The organism is Methanospirillum sp., from assembly GCF_035406105.1.
In the GTDB taxonomy this organism is placed as follows: domain Archaea; phylum Halobacteriota; class Methanomicrobia; order Methanomicrobiales; family Methanospirillaceae; genus Methanospirillum.
This window is the reverse complement of record NZ_DAONKG010000037.1, coordinates 1-15,358: the sequence shown is the minus strand read 5'-3', so window position 1 is coordinate 15,358 and position 15,358 is coordinate 1. Positions and strand designations below refer to the sequence as shown.

The window sequence follows — 15,358 nt, the reverse complement described above, 5'->3', positions numbered from 1 at the left end:
CGCCAGATACGAGGGAAACCAGGGCATGCCCCCCGTCGTAAGTGATGAACATGTTGAGTCATCTATGTATGAAATTATACATTGACCTATAAGAAAGTTATCTGGTCAGCTCTTCTGCTTATCCTGTTATGGCCACCCAAATCCCTGATACTCCTCACGGCGCACGATAGCCGGTACAAACGAACCCTGGTACCATACCTGAACACATACCGGGGTACCTGTTCGAAACTCCTGTATCCGGCGATCATATACCGCCCGGATATGCCGGGTATTTTTCCTGGTAAAAATCTCCTCTGCTGCCGCATAAAAGTCAATCATCTGTGAAAGCCATGCCTGCTCGTAAGCGATCGTCTCCCTGGCAAAAGCGAGAGATTCTTCCTCTGAAATGTGATTATGATACTCCCCGTGTTCGTTCAGACCGCTAATCTGCCTGAATTCCAGTTTTTTTCTCCGGTCCGGCTCCCGGTGCAACATGTATGGGTAAATCCGGCATATCGAAAACCGCTCGTCATATATCCTGCACCGGCCATCAGAGAGAAAGATGCAGGAACCATCATCCAATACCCGGAGAGCATATCCGGACACATAGAGCATTCCCTCTTCATCAGCAAGCTCAAAGCCGGGTGCGGGGATGAGGAGGGAGGAATCCAGTTCCATCACCCGCCGTGCATCAGCATCGAGTAAAAAAACATGGCCATTGAAATCAGTCGTGCAGCATCTGCCGCAGCGTATACATGAAAAACCCACGTCCCGGATAATTTCGGCAAGATCCTGCTCACTCCATTGCATAAGAAGCCCTTGCTCAATTTTCAGGGAAGAGAGTGTGCGACTGATAAAGGAATATGACATTTCTCAGTATTTCAGTCATGCTCATGCATAAGGGATGATGGTGAACTGACCGCATAGTTTTGAGATACTGTATTAAACCCGGATTCACTAATCAGAACTATCATGCTTGAAGCCTTTGACCTGACAGGAAGGATTCCAAAGGGACAATATTCAGCAATCGTTGAACCACTCGAGGCACGAACCGCAGAACTGCAAAGAGAGGTCAGAAAACGGGGAAAGTCAGTCATCATCGTGATGGAGGGGTGGAGAGGGTCAGGTATTACCCGGATTATCAATCTCCTTCAACCGGTTCTGGACCCACGAGGAACACGCATTCACCCGATTGCGGAGCCGAATGACATCGAACGTGATCATGGGCTATTCTGGCGGTTCTGGTCACGACTCCCCTCCTATGGCCAGACAGCCATCTTTGACCGGAGCTGGTATACCGCAACCATCGTCGAGCGGTACACCGCTGACGCGATGGATGAGATCCCTGCCTCCTGCATTGAGGACATCAATAATTTTGAATCACAGATCATCAGTGACGGAAACCTGATTTTAAAATTCTTCCTCCATATCAGCAGGGATGAGCAGAAACGGCGTCTGAATGTCATCAAAGACAGCCCCTTTACCATGCAGGCCAGGTATCTTCACCGAAAAGAGGGAATCTACATGGTCAACCGGGATTTTCATATGATTGACCGGATGCTGATAAAGACAGATATGCCTGCATCACCCTGGACCATCATTGAAGCTGAATCGATGAAATACGGTTATGTACGGATTTTACAGACATTTAACTCAGCGGTAGAGTGCTGGCTGATTGAAAAAGAAGGGGGTAAAAAAGAACAGACACAGACATATCTCATCAAGACTATATCAGAACCTGAAGAGTCATCAATTCTGAAAAAAACTGATCTGACGAAGAGTTACACACGCCCTGAATATAAGCCGATTCTCCAGAGTCTTCAAGAGGAACTCCGCAATCTTCAGGTTGAGATATATAAACGAAATATTCCGGTCGTGATCGTGTTTGAGGGATGGGATGCAGCAGGAAAAGGAGGATGCATCATCAGGCTTGCAGAGTCCTTTAATCCCCGTGGGTATGTGGTCGAGCCGATCGGACCACCCAATGACTGGGAGAAGATGCATCATTACCTGTGGAGATTTTATACCCGGTTTCCGCGGAAGGGATATATCACCATCTTTGACCGAAGCTGGTACGGTCGGGTGCTCGTGGAGCGGGTTGAAGGGTTTTGTTCAGAGTCAGAATGGCAGCGGGCATATCATGAGATCAATGTGATGGAGGATGAACTGACTAGGGAAGGAACCATCCTCATCAAATTCTGGCTTCATATCTCCAAGGATGAACAACTCCGCCGGTTTCATGATCGTCAGAATAATCCTGAGAAAAACTGGAAGATTACTGAAGAAGACTGGAGAAACCGTGAAAAATGGGATCAGTATGAGAATGCGGTCAATGCCATGATCCGACGGACGACAACCGCTCAGGCCCCCTGGACTGTCATTCCTGCAAATAGTAAATATTATGCACGAATTTCAGTCCTCGAAACGGTCAGAAATGCACTACAAAAACGGATAAAAGAGATGAAGTGAGATCTGGCCTGTTATGAGGATCCAGAAAATAACTTGTTTTTAAGTTCATTAAGCCGTCCTTTATGAGCCTCATACCGGTGCACGAATTCATGAAGCTCGGGAATCTCAAGATCCGTCTCGATGGTCCCGTCCCGTTGGATCGGATATATTCTGCCCAGAATCTCAATAAGGCGCTGCTCCACCTGCACACGTTTTAACAGTTCCCCAAACTCCTCAACATCAGCGGCATCACCCCCATTTTCAAGGGCACGTTCTTTTTCCTGGTCAATTTCAGCGTTTCTGGCCCGGACCCCGTCAATAGCCTTGATAAGATCAGGAAGTCTGACCGGTTTGATAAGATAATCATCAATCTGGTCGCCATACCGGAGGACATCTTTAATGGTCAGACTTTTTCCGGTCTGCATAATTATTGGGACGGTCTTTGCCTTTTCGTGCTTTTTAATATGGAGAAGGGTCTCCCACCCGTCCATCGGTCTCATCATGACATCAAGGATGATAAAATCAGGAACATCCTCGTATACCATGTCAATGGCTTCCTGTCCGCTTAATGCACCCCGGGCATCAAACCCCTGCTGTTTTAAAGTCTCCACAAAAGCCATCTTCAGGAGAGCCTCATCATCAACATACAGGACTTTTAATCGTGTACCCACAATTGTTCACTCCCAGCAGGTCCCGTCTGGCTGTGCAGTACCCTGGTTATATACGATATTCTCCTCATTCATGATATCAGTTTTTTCTCTTCCATATCAGAAAGTCCGGCTCCCTGGTCCGAACTCACATCTTCATTCATGATAGCACGGGTCTCATCCTCTATGGATTTTACCACTTCACTGATCCGTTCAGCGGTTGGAATATCACCTAAAAGGCCCTCATCAAGCGGGATCTCATAGACTTCCTTATCATCCATGGCTTCGGTGGCTCCAAGATACTTCGCTCCCTGTTTGATAAGACTTGATATCTCAAACGGGAAGATGATCTTGGTGGCCTGACCGTTTGCCATTGTTTTCAGGGCATCTAAAGAGAGCACGGTGATTGCCCGCTTGTCAAGAGATCTGGATCCGAGAGCGAGTATCCGAAGACCCTGCGACTCTCCCTGTGCACGCAGAATCTGTGATAAACGTTCTCCCTCCGCTTTTAGGATCTTACTCTGCCGTTCTCCTTCTGCTTCAAGAATCATACTCTTTTTGAGACCTTCCGCCTTTAAAATTGCAGAACGTTTCTCACCATCTGCCCGAAGGATCGCGGCCCTTCGCTCCCGTTCTGCAGCGGTCTGTTCAGTCATGGCCTGTTTGACAGCCCCGACCGGATCTACTTCCTTAATCTCGACCCGTTCGACCTTTACTCCCCACTGATCCGTCTCCCGATCGAGAATGTCCCGGAGTTTGGTATTGATACTCTCACGGTTATAGAGCACCTCATCAAGCTCCATGTCACCGATAATGCCACGAAGACTTGTCTGTGCAAGAGCAACTGTTGCCATCCGGTAATTGGAGACCTCAAAAAACGCCTTTTCAGGATCGACAACCCTGATGTATACAATTGCATCCACATTCGTCGGGGAATTGTCCTTGGTAATGACTTCCTGGCTTGGAACATCCATCACCAGTGTTCGCAGATCGAGTTTGACGACCTGGGTGATGAGTGGTATAACCCACCGAAACCCTGGATTCATCCTTCCGATATATCTGCCAAGCCGGATCTGCAGGCCTTGTTCATATGGCTGGACGATGACCACACCGCGGGCAAAGATGATCAGAATGATAATAACGAGAAACAGGGTTATAAGAGTTTCAAATACTGCCATTTATTCCTCCTCTACAACAATATGCACACCCCGGGAGGCAATAACCTTTACTTTTGCCCCTTCCGGAATGACGCCGGACTTTGATTTTGCACTAAATATCTGACCTTCAACAGATACCTTCCCGGACAGGGTTTCTTCATCTGCTGCATGTAATACCCTGCCGGTTTTGCCTACGAGCGAATCCATGCTGATGGTAAGGGGTTTTTCATCCCCTGGTGTCAGCCGGCTGTATAAGAAAACGGTAATGATGGCTGCAACCAGGGCGATGAGGATACCAACAACGATCCCATAGGTCGAGGCAAAGATATCCACGCCGAGTATTACCAGTACGCCGATAATAAGCAGCACGGTGCCGGGAACCAGGAGGAAAAACCCTGGTGAGAAGACCTCAAGGACAAAGAACAATGCACCAAAGAGAATGATGATCCATCCATATGAGAAATCTTCAAAAACCATATGGTATACTTGTCAGGACGAAAGAAAAAGATGTGTATATGAAGAATTTCGAATGGGGTCAGGATCAGGCATTTCGTAAGAGTGCCAGTTTATCCCCCCGCTTCACACCAAGCTCTTCTGCTATCGGATCGCATTTTGCTGCAAGGAGATAGGCAACCGGCGGAAGTCCCTGCTCTTCGCGCAGACTTTCATAATTTGCCATCCCTTTTGAGATGATGAGGGAACACTGATCAAGCGCAAGCAGGAGTTCATCTGACATCAGATCAAACCGGATTCCGTGTTCAACGCCTGCACCGGTAGTATATACCCGGGTGGCCTGCTTTTCAAGGCCCAGACGAAGAGCATCCTCCATAGTTGCGTCGTTAAGAATCGGCCGGTCACGAACGACCAGTGTAATCCTGCTGCCATGAGCAACAAGCCAGGAGATGAGTGCCTGATCAAACACTATCTCCCCACAATTGTCGGTAAAATAAATGATATCACTGCATAGGGGGAGGATTCGATCCGTATCATCTACAGCAAGCCCTTTTGCGAACTCCTGGTCAAAATACGAGACAAAATCGCTGCTGACTTCATGATCTTTTACCCCATAATCAAACATGTTACCGATAACACTTGCAATGACAAAATCACGAAAACTCCTCATGCGTCCTGACACGGACTGCAATGTCTTCAGAGATACCTCTTCGGATGCCTGCTTGAGCGCATAAAATGGATCATCACAATTCAACCGGTGGTAAACGGCACGGTGCAGGGCTGATGCAACCATCGGGTGGGTCCAGGGTGTCGTATGCAAAAACCGGATTATTTCTTCTGCGTGCGCAATAATATCCGTATTTTTCTTTTTATCAGAATCTACAAGATCTATCTCCAGATTGACTCTGGAAAGAAGACAGTCGTAACACCGTGGGTCATGTATCATTTCATTACCCGAAAAACGTGATGGGGCCATCGAGATTCGAACTCGAGTCAGAAGACCCCCAGTCTCCTAGGATGCCAGGCTACCCTATGGCCCCGTTCCATACTATTTTCTCAGCTGTCCCATATGTACTTACCCATTCGTACCCGATTCATTCTGCACCAGTTTCACACACCATGGGAACCAGCATATAATTTGACATCTCTCCCCGCATGAAATACCGGTTCCGATACTCTGTACGGTCACCTTCCAGACGAACCCACAAACCATTATATAATATAGATCGGTGACCATACCGTATTATCAGCAGGTAGCGGGAGCCGGGTATGCTTAAGGAGAAGATTGCAGGAATAATTGAGAGTATCAGGTTGATTGAAGGGGTAAAATTATGTGCACTCGTATCCCGTGACGGCATTATGCTTGGCCGGTACTCTGCCGGCGACTTTAACGAAGCATGGTTTGCTGCGATGTGTGCAACGCTCCTTGCCTCTGCAGAGTCTGCAGCCGTCATCGTGAAGGTCCAATCCCCTGATATGGTTACCATTCACTCATCGGACGGAATATTGATAATTATGGGGGCGGGTGAGAAGATTCTGCTGGCAGCACTTGTAGACCCTGCCTGGGACCTGAAACATATGACCGGAATGCTCCGGGAGATAGCGGAAGAAGTAGGAGGAACGTTCTGATGTCAACAATACTGGTGATCGATGACAGCCCGTTCATCGTCGATATTTTTGTAACCATGCTGGAACGAGGGGGATACACGGTATACTCGGCAAACAGTGGCCCCGAAGGTATTGATCTGTTAAAAACCGTAACACCTGACCTGATCCTGCTTGATATTATGATGGAGCCTATGGACGGATGGGAGACATTGGTTGCGATCAAGCAGAACTTTGCAACCAAGGACATACCGGTAATGATGCTGACAGCAAAACAGCTGACTCCCCAGGAGGCGCAGGAGTACGGCATGTATATCGAGGATTACATCTTAAAGCCGGTCACTCACTCAGAACTCTATTCCGCCATTGAAGGGGTTATCAACCGGCGCAGGCAGATTGCGGAGGACATGACCAAAGCAAAAGAAGGCGGATTTGATGATGCCCTCATCAACGAATATGGCCGGCTGGTAAAGAGCACAGAGATCACCAAACGCCTCTTAAAGCTCCTCTCATCTACCTATGATCTTTCCGATCCCTCCATGAAGTTCTCAGATGATATCAATATCGCCATAAAAAGCATGGAAACAAACATGAAATTCCAGGAACAGCGCCTGAACCAGATCCGCGAGATCTTTTCAGGAGCTGCCTGAACCTCCCTTCTTCTCTCTACCCCGTCTGGTTTTCTCCCACAGTATGAAGTACGAATATGATCTAAACTTTTCTCCTATGTTTGATCTCGTGTGCATCGGGTGCGGGGCGACGTACCGATCCGACGCCGTGATATACACCTGCAGTACCTGCGGACACCTTCTTGAGGTCAGGTATGACCTTGCCAATATCAATATCACCAGGAAGGACTGGCTCTCACGCCCGATATCGGTCTGGAGATATCGTGAGCTGCTTCCCGTCGCTGGTGAGCCGGTTACCCTGCAGGAAGGGGGAACGCCCCTCTACCACCTGAAACGTATTGGAGAGGAACTCGGCCTGAAGGAACTCTATGCAAAGCATGAAGGGATGAACCCGTCAGGTTCCTTTAAGGACCGGGGGATGACGGTTGGTGTCTCCATGGCTCTGCAGCTGGGGATGAAATCCGTTGCCTGCGCAAGTACTGGAAATACCTCTGCCTCACTTGCTGTGTATGGGGCACGGGCAGGAATCCCTGTCATTGTCCTGCTCCCGTCCGGGAAGGTGGCCCTTGGGAAGGTGGCCCAGGCACTTATGCATGGAGCAAAAGTCATCTCCATCAATGGTAATTTTGACCGTGCACTTGAGATGGTACGCGACCTGTGTGAGACAAAGGGCATATACCTGCTCAATTCTGTCAATCCCTACCGGCTTGAGGGGCAGAAGACCATCGGGTTTGAAGCCATTGACCAGCTGAACGGTGAGGTTCCGGATCGCATGGTGCTCCCCGTCGGCAATGCCGGAAATATCTCTGCGGTATACAAGGGGCTCCTGGAACTTTCAGAGCTTGGATTTATTGACCAGATGCCGATGATGACCGGTATTCAGGCCGAGGGATCCCAGCCGGTTGTGCGGGCGATCAGGCAGAACCTGCCTGAAGTCATTCCGGAACCATCCCCCGAGACGATCGCGACTGCTATCCGCATCGGCGCTCCGGTCAATGCAGAGAAGGTTCTCCATGCGATCCGGATGAGTAAAGGAACTGCGGATTATGTCACTGATGAAGAGATTCTTGGCATGCAGCGGGACCTTGCCCGGAAAGAGGGAATCGGAGTCGAACCGGCATCGGCAGCCTCGGTTGCCGGCGTGAAGAAGCTGGTAGAGACTGGTGTTATCGACCGTGATGAGCGGATCGTATGCGTGGTCACCGGACATCTCCTTAAGGATCCTGAAACAGTAATTAGACAATGTGCTCCACCAATCGAATGCGACGCAACACTCGAATCGCTGCTTGCTGCATTGCAGCTCTGATCCTCCTGATCCTCCCGGCTGCCGGGATCTCCTTCTCGGCGTCGGTTGATCAGGACGGGAAACGATACTATGCCACGGTGATTGTCAACAATACCGACCGGTATGAGCTGATTGAGCCGGGCATGGTTGGTGAGCGGATCCCTCTCCAGGCAGCAAACCTGACGATCCGGAATGAGACTGATATTCTGACAAGGAACCCGGATCGGGGTGTCCTCACATTCCCGAAGGGGAACTATACCATCTCCTATGAATCAGTGGTGAAGTCAAACACCATGCAGCTTCTTTTTACCGAACCTGCCAATGTTACCGTCTTTCTTCCCCACCCCTTCATGGTAACCAACCCCCTTCTCACCTCGCTTCAGCCATCAGGAGCAAAACTTGAAAAAGGCAATGATTCCACAAATATCTCGTGGAACCAGGTTCGATCGGTTGAGCTCAGATTCTATGATGAGGGGCAGGAACATCTGCTCTTTTTATTTGCGCAGTTCTGGCTCATTATTGCTGTAGTGCTGTTATTACCCTTTTTCTTCTCCAGAAAAACCTAACGCACAGAAGTATTCCTGGTGGACGATCACCTCCACCAAATCCGTATTACCTGCCCCAGATGTGATACAAGCAAGTGCGGCACCTCATCAATATCATATCAGGAAGGACGATCACGGCCACCTGTCATGAGTGCATTCACATCAGTGCATAAAATCTGACCTCTGAATCCTTCTTTTCTGTACACAAAATTTTCAATAATTTTAGTTATAATCAAAAAATAACTCATTATTTTCATTTTAATAGAGATCCTCATGATTAAAAACGTCTTTATTCCCGCGCAAGCCCTAAAACGAATTATAAATGATTTATTTCGATTATACGCAGAGATCAAAAACCCGGATCGGCCGTAATTTTTTATTTCACGGATAAATCGATATTTTTTCATTAAAATGGTTTTAAATTGCCTAAAATCACTTTCAGCTCTCAAAATGCAGTTTTTCTTAATTTGGTCAGTTTTGATCAGAGTAAACCTTAAATCCTCAGGGATACACGTGAATGAGTCAAAAGGAGTTACACCATGATAGACACACTCATTCCAACAAGAGAAGGAATCGCAACCGCACCGGCAAAATCAGATCAGGAGATAATGGAGGAGTTTAAATCCAGAAACGCCTGGGGTCTGTATACCAGTGTTGATCTGAAGAACTGCAACCCGGAAACCATCAGAGATGCAGGAAAGATCAGGGAATTCGTCATTCAGCTCTGTGACCTTATCAAGATGAAGCGGTTTGGAGAGCCACAGATCATCCACTTCGGTCCATGTGAGCGTGTAGCAGGATATTCCATGACCCAGCTGATTGAGACCTCACTCATCGGTGCACACTTTGCAAACGAAACCAATGCTGCCTACATTGATATCTTCTCATGCAAAGAATACGCACCCCAGCTCACCGCAGAATTCTGCCGGGAATTCTTTGGTGCAGACAAGGTAACCGTTCATATTGCATTCCGGGATTAAACCCTCAATACCCTTTTCTTTTCTTTCTTTTTATAACCCGCCGGTTTGATAGGTAAAAAAGATTATACTGTCAGAATCGCTTTTGCAACCTTTTCACCAAATCCTGAAGCCGCAGGCGGACCGTTTGCCGTAATGACCCGTCCGTCTGTAACGATTGGTTCCGGTTTATACGTTGCTCCCCCCTGCCTGAGATGTGCAATGGCAGCATCATCATTCCATACCGTAGCCTGTTTTCCTTTCAGCACTCCTGCATGGGCAAGAACTACGGATGAGAGACAGATGGCTGCGACGACCTTCTCAGCCGCAAAAAACTCTTTTACGAGGGTCTGCAGCGGGGGATTGTTCCAGAGATGCTCAGGTGAACCGGCTCCACCAACAACCAGAATACCTGCATAGGGAGCAATTCCGGATCTTGCGATATCCTGAACCGTCTTTTCAACAAGGACCTTGCCACCCAGCATTCCAACCGCAAGACCGGTCCGCGTCGAGACGATATCGTACCCAATTCCGGCTTTTTCAAGATATTTTATCGGTTCAGAGAGTTCTTCATCACGAAACTGTACCGGGGCAATGACAATCAGAACCTTTTTTTCAGCTGACATGCTCCTCACTGAAGGGAAGTCTTCGCACAAGTCCATAAAGGTATGGATCGGGATCCGAAAAAAAAGGAATGGAAATTTACTGAATTGAATCAGAAGCGATGAGTGTGAACTTGTGTGCATGAAGCAGACGAATCGCCTCTTCAACCTGATCAACCCGCAGGATCAAGACTGCTTTGTTCTTGCCGGAGAAGGCATAGGAGTACTCGATATTGATACCGGCCTCACTCAGCTTTGAAGCAATTTCAAAGAGACCGCCTGGTTCATCCTTCATCTCAACCGCGATAACATGCGTGAATGCGACATTAAATCCCATTGACGTGAGTTTTCGAAATGCCACATCCGGTTTGTCCACGAGCGCTCTGATAACACCAAACCCTTCTGCTTCCGCGATTGAAAAGGCTAAAATATTTACATTCTCTTCCTGACACGCCTTCGCCATTGCAGCCAGTCTTCCTGGTTTGTTCTCAGAAAAAAGGGAGATCTGGCGGATCATATACTGCTCACAACTCATTTATATCATCCTCTTGTCAATCACACGTTTTGCTTTGCCTTCAAACCGGGGCAGGGTACCCGGTTCGGTCAATTCTACAGAGACCTGTACATTTAATGAACTCTTCAGAACCTTTTCAACATGCCGCCTGATCTTCATGAGATCTGATATCTTATCAGAAAAGGCTTCTTTTGCCAGTTCGACTCTGACGAGCATCTCGTCAAGGGCCCCTTTCCGATCCACTTCGATCATGAAATGCTCAGCAACCTCTGGTATGCCAAGAAGGGCATGCTCCACCTGGCTTGGGAAGACGTTGATACCACGGATGATCAGCATGTCATCCACCCGTCCGGATAATCGTTCGAGCCGGGGATGAGTCCTCCCACAGGGACAGGGTTCCTCCCTGAGTGCGGTAATATCGCCGGTCCGGTACCTGATAATCGGAAGACCCTCCTTTTGAAGCATGGTCACCACCAGTTCACCACGCTCGCCGGGTGGTAGTGGTGTTTGTGAGTCAGGATCCAGAATTTCAGGATATATTAGGTCAGCCCAGACATGAAATCCATTCTGATACTCGCATTCACAAAAGAGCGGTCCGGACAGTTCACTGGTACCGTAGATATCATATGCATCAACCCCCAGGCTCTCCTTAATACGAAGCCGCATCTGCTCACTCCAGGGTTCAGCCCCGACAATTGCTTTTTTCAGCAGAGTATCATCTCGTATGGACACCCCCATCTTCTCCGCAACCTCACCCATATGAAGAAGATACGACGGTGTGCATGCGATCGCCGTCACGCGAAGATCCTGCATCAGCTCGATCTGCCGCTCGGTATTCCCGACCGATGTCGGAAGGACTGTTGCTCCAATCCTTTCCGCCCCATAATGCAGTCCCAGACCGCCGGTAAACAGACCATACCCGTAACTGACCTGCATTACATCTCCCCGTCCGATACCGGCGGATGTAAGCCCTCGGGCCAAGGATTCGGTCCAGTGATAGATATCATTCTTTGTATACCCAACAACCGTTGGCTTTCCGGTTGTACCGGATGATACGTGGTATCTGACCAGTTCCTCCTGCTCACTCATGATCATCCCGTCAGGATACGTGTCCCGCAGGTCTTTCTTATGCATAAAAGGCAGTTTGGTAATATCCTCAAGGGAGGTGATATCATCCGGATGGACCCCGGCATCCTTCATGCGCTTGTGATAAAAAGAAGAGAAACTGTATACTCTGTAAACAAGTGTTTTTAGAAGTTTAAACTGCATCTTTTTCAGATCAGCAACAGGCATCTCTTCGATTCGTGGATCCCAGCACCGCATCAGTCTGCACCCCGTCTGTCAATCACGCGTTTTGCCTTTCCTTCAAATCTGGGCAGGGTCCCTGGTTCTACCAGATGAACCGTTGTCCGGAGTTCAAGAACATCCCGGAGTGATTTTATAACCTTATTCTGGACTTTTTTGAGATCTGCCAGTTCTCCATGAAAGTTCTCCCGGGAAACTTCTACTTCAATAGTCATCTCATCCATATGGTTTACCCGGTCAACATAAACCATGTAGTGATTGCCAACCTCGGGGATGGAGAGGAGGACATGCTCAATCTGGCTTGGGAAGACATTGATACCCCGAATGACGAGCATATCATCACTCCGCCCGGTAAAGCGTGCAAGTTTTGGTCCTCTGCCACAGGGACACTCATCCTCCATGATCATCGTGATATCGCCGGTCCGATACCGGAGCAGGGGCATTGCTTCCTTGGTCAGGGGTGTGACCACCAGTTCTCCCCGTTCGCCCGGACCCAGGTTCTCCCCGGTTTGTGGATCAATGATCTCCACCAGGTACGAGTCATGCCAGATATGCAGACCGTTATGTTCAGGGCATTCAAAGGCAACACCCGGGCCATAGAGTTCACTCATCCCATAACTGTCAAACGCCTCAACACCTAGTTTCTCTTCCAGTTCAATCCTGGTCTTTTCAGACCAGGGCTCAGCCCCGAAGATACCGACCCTGAGTGAGGGCAGGTCCATATGCATCTCGGCAGCGGCTTCAGCCAGATGAAGGCCATAACTTGGAGTACAGTGAATTGCAGTCACCCCAAAGTCATGGATCATCTCGATCTGCCGTTTCGTATTTCCCGTCCCACTTGGAACAGCAGTCAGACCCGCCTTCTCGGCACCATAATGAAACCCAAGTCCTCCGGTGAACATCCCGTAATTGACCATATTCTGAAAAATGTCATCCCTGGTCAGACCGACCATGGTGAGGTTTCGTGCGATCAGGTCTGCCCAGGTATTGATATCTCCTGCCGTGTACCCGACAACCGTTGGCTTTCCGGTCGTTCCTGACGTGGTATGAATCCGGACGATATCTTTGAGGGGCACTGCAAGAAAACCAAACGGATACCCGTCACGAAGATCCGTCTTGCGGGTAAACGGAAGTTTGTGCAGATCATCAAGGGTTTTTATGTCTGACGGACTAATACCCAACTCCTGGAACTTTTTCTGATAAAACCCGACATTGGCACAGCGGGAAACCGTTTCACGAAGACGCTTCTCCTGAAGAACCCTGAGGTCTTTCGGTTTTATTGTTTCAACTGCCTCATCCCAGAACATAATTGTATCCCGAACATCCGGGTGGATGTGTATAGGATAATGGTTGGAAGGGACAGCGAATAACCCTTGTTACACGATAACATGGGACACGATATCCCCGCTCGTTTTCAACCCTGAACCACAATACCCGCCTGACTGATATGATGCATTGATTTATCTTCAGGTACGGCATTTTAGAATAATATGCAGGTTGTCGGCATCAACAGCAGCCCGAGAAAAAAGAGCAACACAGATCTCCTGTTATCCACCGTCCTGACCGGTGCCTCTGACGGTGGATGTGAAACAATTCATATTGATCTCTATAATTACGAGATTGAGTACTGCAAAGCCTGTGATACCTGTTATAAGACCGGATCATGTGTTCTGATGGACGAGTTCACAGATATTTATGACATCATTCTGGAATCAGACGGTATCGTATTGAGCAGCCCGAATTACATCAACAACGTGACCGCCAAGATGAAGACCCTTCTTGACCGGATGGCTGATACGGTGCATTGCCAGAGGCTTGTTGGAAAATACGCCGCAGCGGTCAGCACTGCCGGAGGATCCGGGGCACAGGAGGTCGCTGAGTACCTCAATCAGTCACTCTTCATTATGGGAGCTTCTGTTGTCGGTGCGGTCGGGGTCAATCTTGCCGACGGTACGGAGATGTTTCAGAAGGGGGTGGACCAGGCCTATCAGCTTGGTATCACGCTTGCTGATGCAATTTGTACCAAAGCAGAATATCCGGAACAGAAAGAAGGGCATGCAGCCATGCTTGAGCGGATGAAGCAGCTTGTTTCGTTTAATAAAGACGAATGGCCGTATGAATATCAGTATTATCTGGATAAAAAGTGGTTGTAAAAGGAGTATGAGTTACCTTGAGCGGTTCAGGCGGTTTTAATCCTGGCAACTTCCTGAAGGCCGAGCATCTCAATGCTCATCTCCCTCATCTTAAACTTCTGAATCTTGCCTGATACCGTGATCGGGAACGAGTCAACAAAGGCATAGTACCGAGGGATCTTATACCTCGCAATCTTCCCGTCCGCATATGCCCTGATCTCATCCTCGGTCAGTGTTGTCCCTTCCTCAAGTTTAATCCAGGCCATCAGTTCTTCACCGTACTTCTCGTCAGGAACTCCGATCACATACACATCGGCTATCTTGGGGTGCTGATGTAAAAACTCCTCAATTTCACGCGGGTATATATTCTCTCCGCCCCGAATGACCATGTCTTTGAGCCGGCCTTCGATGTGGACAAACCCATCCGGATCAAACGAGCCAAGATCTCCGGTATGAACCCAGCCATGTTCGTCTTTTGTCTGCCGGGTGGCAGTCGGGTTGTTATAGTAACACCGCATGGTCATGTACCCTCTCGCACATATCTCCCCGATCTCGCCACGGGGAATGATCTTCTTTGTCTCCGGATCGATGATTTTGATCTCGGTATGAGGGAAGACACGGCCGACGGTTGTCACCCGTTTTTCAAGCGGATCGCGGGTAGTTGTCATCGTCACGCCAGGGGAGAGCTCAGTCTGACCATACACAATGACCACTTCAGACATGTGCATCTTTGTTGCAACCTCTTTCATCGTCTCAATAGGGCATGGTGATCCTGCCATGATCCCAGTACGAAGTGAGCGGAGGTCGTATTTGGCAAAATCCGGGTGCCGGAGCTCAGCGATGAACATGGTCGGGACCCCGTGAACGGCGGTGCACCGTTCTGCTTCAATGGTCCTGAGTACATCACCAGGGTCAAATGCAGGGCCGGGAATGACCATCGTTGCACCATGGGATACGCATGCCATATTTGAGAGGACCATTCCAAAGCAGTGATAAAACGGAACCGGAATACAGAGCCGATCCTTCTCTGTAAAACCCATCCCTTTCCCGATGATGTACCCGTTATTTAAGACGCCGTGATGGGTCAGTACCACGCCCTTT

At 48.7% G+C, this 15,358-nt stretch carries 17 protein-coding genes and 1 tRNA gene; 7 read left to right on the top strand and 11 right to left on the bottom strand.

Going from position 1 to position 15,358, the window contains the following annotated elements; all coding sequences use genetic code 11:
• Positions 1-126 precede the first annotated feature (126 nt).
• A complete protein-coding gene (locus PLA23_RS03650) occupies positions 127-849 on the bottom strand; it encodes a YkgJ family cysteine cluster protein (RefSeq protein WP_324331347.1) in 723 nt (240 codons plus the stop codon).
• A gap of 102 nt (positions 850-951) precedes the next feature.
• Between PLA23_RS03650 and pap the strand changes: the two genes are divergently transcribed.
• Positions 952-2,448, top strand: coding sequence for a polyphosphate:AMP phosphotransferase (gene pap, locus PLA23_RS03645; RefSeq protein ID WP_324474058.1), 1,497 nt, complete (start codon positions 952-954; stop codon positions 2,446-2,448).
• A gap of 11 nt (positions 2,449-2,459) precedes the next feature.
• Here the strand turns inward: pap and PLA23_RS03640 are convergent, their stop codons facing one another.
• The 5 genes from PLA23_RS03640 to PLA23_RS03620 all read right to left on the bottom strand — a co-directional run bounded on the left by PLA23_RS03640 (position 2,460) and on the right by PLA23_RS03620 (position 5,724).
• A complete protein-coding gene (locus PLA23_RS03640) occupies positions 2,460-3,098 on the bottom strand; it encodes a response regulator (RefSeq protein ID WP_324331351.1) in 639 nt (212 codons plus the stop codon).
• Between the two features lie 68 nt (positions 3,099-3,166).
• Positions 3,167-4,252 (bottom strand): SPFH domain-containing protein, encoded by a 1,086-nt coding sequence (locus PLA23_RS03635; protein WP_324474057.1) that lies wholly within the window; start codon positions 4,250-4,252, stop codon positions 3,167-3,169.
• Positions 4,253-4,708 carry an NfeD family protein gene (locus tag PLA23_RS03630; protein ID WP_324331946.1) on the bottom strand — a complete coding sequence of 152 codons (456 nt, stop codon included), beginning with the start codon at positions 4,706-4,708 and terminating at the stop codon, positions 4,253-4,255.
• Positions 4,709-4,772: 64 nt separating this feature from the next.
• Positions 4,773-5,630 (bottom strand): damage-control phosphatase ARMT1 family protein, encoded by an 858-nt coding sequence (locus PLA23_RS03625; RefSeq protein WP_324474055.1) that lies wholly within the window; start codon positions 5,628-5,630, stop codon positions 4,773-4,775.
• A gap of 21 nt (positions 5,631-5,651) precedes the next feature.
• Positions 5,652-5,724: transfer RNA gene (locus tag PLA23_RS03620), tRNA-Pro, on the bottom strand.
• A 229-nt stretch (positions 5,725-5,953) separates the two neighbouring features.
• Between PLA23_RS03620 and PLA23_RS03615 the strand changes: the two genes are divergently transcribed.
• The 5 genes from PLA23_RS03615 to speD all read left to right on the top strand — a co-directional run bounded on the left by PLA23_RS03615 (position 5,954) and on the right by speD (position 9,728).
• Positions 5,954-6,313, top strand: a complete 360-nt coding sequence (locus tag PLA23_RS03615; protein ID WP_324329390.1) for a roadblock/LC7 domain-containing protein — start codon at positions 5,954-5,956, stop codon at positions 6,311-6,313.
• Positions 6,313-6,939 (top strand): response regulator, encoded by a 627-nt coding sequence (locus PLA23_RS03610; RefSeq protein ID WP_324329388.1) that lies wholly within the window; start codon positions 6,313-6,315, stop codon positions 6,937-6,939. Before PLA23_RS03615 ends, PLA23_RS03610 begins: the two co-directional genes overlap by 1 nt.
• 76 nt (positions 6,940-7,015) lie before the next feature.
• Entirely contained in the window at positions 7,016-8,224 is a 1,209-nt protein-coding gene (gene thrC, locus PLA23_RS03605; protein WP_324329386.1) for a threonine synthase, read from the top strand.
• Positions 8,179-8,769, top strand: a complete 591-nt coding sequence (locus tag PLA23_RS03600; protein ID WP_324329384.1) for a DUF5803 family protein — start codon at positions 8,179-8,181, stop codon at positions 8,767-8,769. The genes thrC and PLA23_RS03600 overlap by 46 nt, the downstream gene beginning before the upstream one ends.
• 518 nt (positions 8,770-9,287) lie before the next feature.
• Complete coding sequence (gene speD / locus PLA23_RS03595; RefSeq protein ID WP_324329382.1) at positions 9,288-9,728, top strand: S-adenosylmethionine decarboxylase; 441 nt, start codon at positions 9,288-9,290, stop codon at positions 9,726-9,728.
• 62 nt (positions 9,729-9,790) lie between these two features.
• Here the strand turns inward: speD and PLA23_RS03590 are convergent, their stop codons facing one another.
• From PLA23_RS03590 to PLA23_RS03575, 4 genes are all read right to left on the bottom strand, one after another.
• A complete protein-coding gene (locus tag PLA23_RS03590; protein WP_324329380.1) occupies positions 9,791-10,330 on the bottom strand; it encodes a DJ-1/PfpI family protein in 540 nt (179 codons plus the stop codon).
• Between the two features lie 76 nt (positions 10,331-10,406).
• Positions 10,407-10,841: an ACT domain-containing protein gene (locus tag PLA23_RS03585; RefSeq protein WP_324329378.1), complete on the bottom strand. Its 435-nt coding sequence runs from the start codon at positions 10,839-10,841 to the stop codon at positions 10,407-10,409.
• Positions 10,842-12,143 (bottom strand): phenylacetate--CoA ligase family protein, encoded by a 1,302-nt coding sequence (locus PLA23_RS03580; RefSeq protein ID WP_324329376.1) that lies wholly within the window; start codon positions 12,141-12,143, stop codon positions 10,842-10,844. It lies immediately after the preceding gene.
• Positions 12,143-13,432 (bottom strand): phenylacetate--CoA ligase family protein, encoded by a 1,290-nt coding sequence (locus PLA23_RS03575; protein ID WP_324329375.1) that lies wholly within the window; start codon positions 13,430-13,432, stop codon positions 12,143-12,145. The genes PLA23_RS03580 and PLA23_RS03575 overlap by 1 nt, the downstream gene beginning before the upstream one ends.
• 183 nt (positions 13,433-13,615) lie before the next feature.
• On the opposite strand from PLA23_RS03575, the gene PLA23_RS03570 reads away from it, so the two are divergent.
• The gene (locus PLA23_RS03570) at positions 13,616-14,278 is read left to right on the top strand and encodes a flavodoxin family protein (protein ID WP_324329372.1); all 663 of its coding nucleotides are present in this window, start codon (positions 13,616-13,618) and stop codon (positions 14,276-14,278) included.
• Between the two features lie 26 nt (positions 14,279-14,304).
• On the opposite strand, the gene PLA23_RS03565 is transcribed toward PLA23_RS03570, so the two are convergent.
• The coding region (locus PLA23_RS03565) for an AMP-binding protein (protein ID WP_324474053.1) at positions 14,305-15,358 on the bottom strand (1,054 nt) is incomplete at its 5' end.

Excerpts from the sequence above, each read along its gene's own strand:
- PLA23_RS03650 (WP_324331347.1), bottom strand. The coding sequence starts at position 849 with ATGTCATATTCCTTTATCAGTCGCACACTCTCTTCCCTGAAAATTGAG.
- pap (WP_324474058.1), top strand. The coding sequence starts at position 952 with ATGCTTGAAGCCTTTGACCTGACAGGAAGGATTCCAAAGGGACAATAT.
- PLA23_RS03635 (WP_324474057.1), bottom strand. The coding sequence starts at position 4,252 with ATGGCAGTATTTGAAACTCTTATAACCCTGTTTCTCGTTATTATCATT.
- PLA23_RS03630 (WP_324331946.1), bottom strand. The coding sequence starts at position 4,708 with ATGGTTTTTGAAGATTTCTCATATGGATGGATCATCATTCTCTTTGGT.
- PLA23_RS03625 (WP_324474055.1), bottom strand. The coding sequence starts at position 5,630 with ATGATACATGACCCACGGTGTTACGACTGTCTTCTTTCCAGAGTCAAT.
- PLA23_RS03615 (WP_324329390.1), top strand. The coding sequence starts at position 5,954 with ATGCTTAAGGAGAAGATTGCAGGAATAATTGAGAGTATCAGGTTGATT.
- PLA23_RS03610 (WP_324329388.1), top strand. The coding sequence starts at position 6,313 with ATGTCAACAATACTGGTGATCGATGACAGCCCGTTCATCGTCGATATT.
- thrC (WP_324329386.1), top strand. The coding sequence starts at position 7,016 with ATGTTTGATCTCGTGTGCATCGGGTGCGGGGCGACGTACCGATCCGAC.
- PLA23_RS03600 (WP_324329384.1), top strand. The coding sequence starts at position 8,179 with ATGCGACGCAACACTCGAATCGCTGCTTGCTGCATTGCAGCTCTGATC.
- speD (WP_324329382.1), top strand. The coding sequence starts at position 9,288 with ATGATAGACACACTCATTCCAACAAGAGAAGGAATCGCAACCGCACCG.
- PLA23_RS03590 (WP_324329380.1), bottom strand. The coding sequence starts at position 10,330 with ATGTCAGCTGAAAAAAAGGTTCTGATTGTCATTGCCCCGGTACAGTTT.
- PLA23_RS03585 (WP_324329378.1), bottom strand. The coding sequence starts at position 10,841 with ATGAGTTGTGAGCAGTATATGATCCGCCAGATCTCCCTTTTTTCTGAG.
- PLA23_RS03580 (WP_324329376.1), bottom strand. The coding sequence starts at position 12,143 with ATGCGGTGCTGGGATCCACGAATCGAAGAGATGCCTGTTGCTGATCTG.
- PLA23_RS03575 (WP_324329375.1), bottom strand. The coding sequence starts at position 13,432 with ATGTTCTGGGATGAGGCAGTTGAAACAATAAAACCGAAAGACCTCAGG.
- PLA23_RS03570 (WP_324329372.1), top strand. The coding sequence starts at position 13,616 with ATGCAGGTTGTCGGCATCAACAGCAGCCCGAGAAAAAAGAGCAACACA.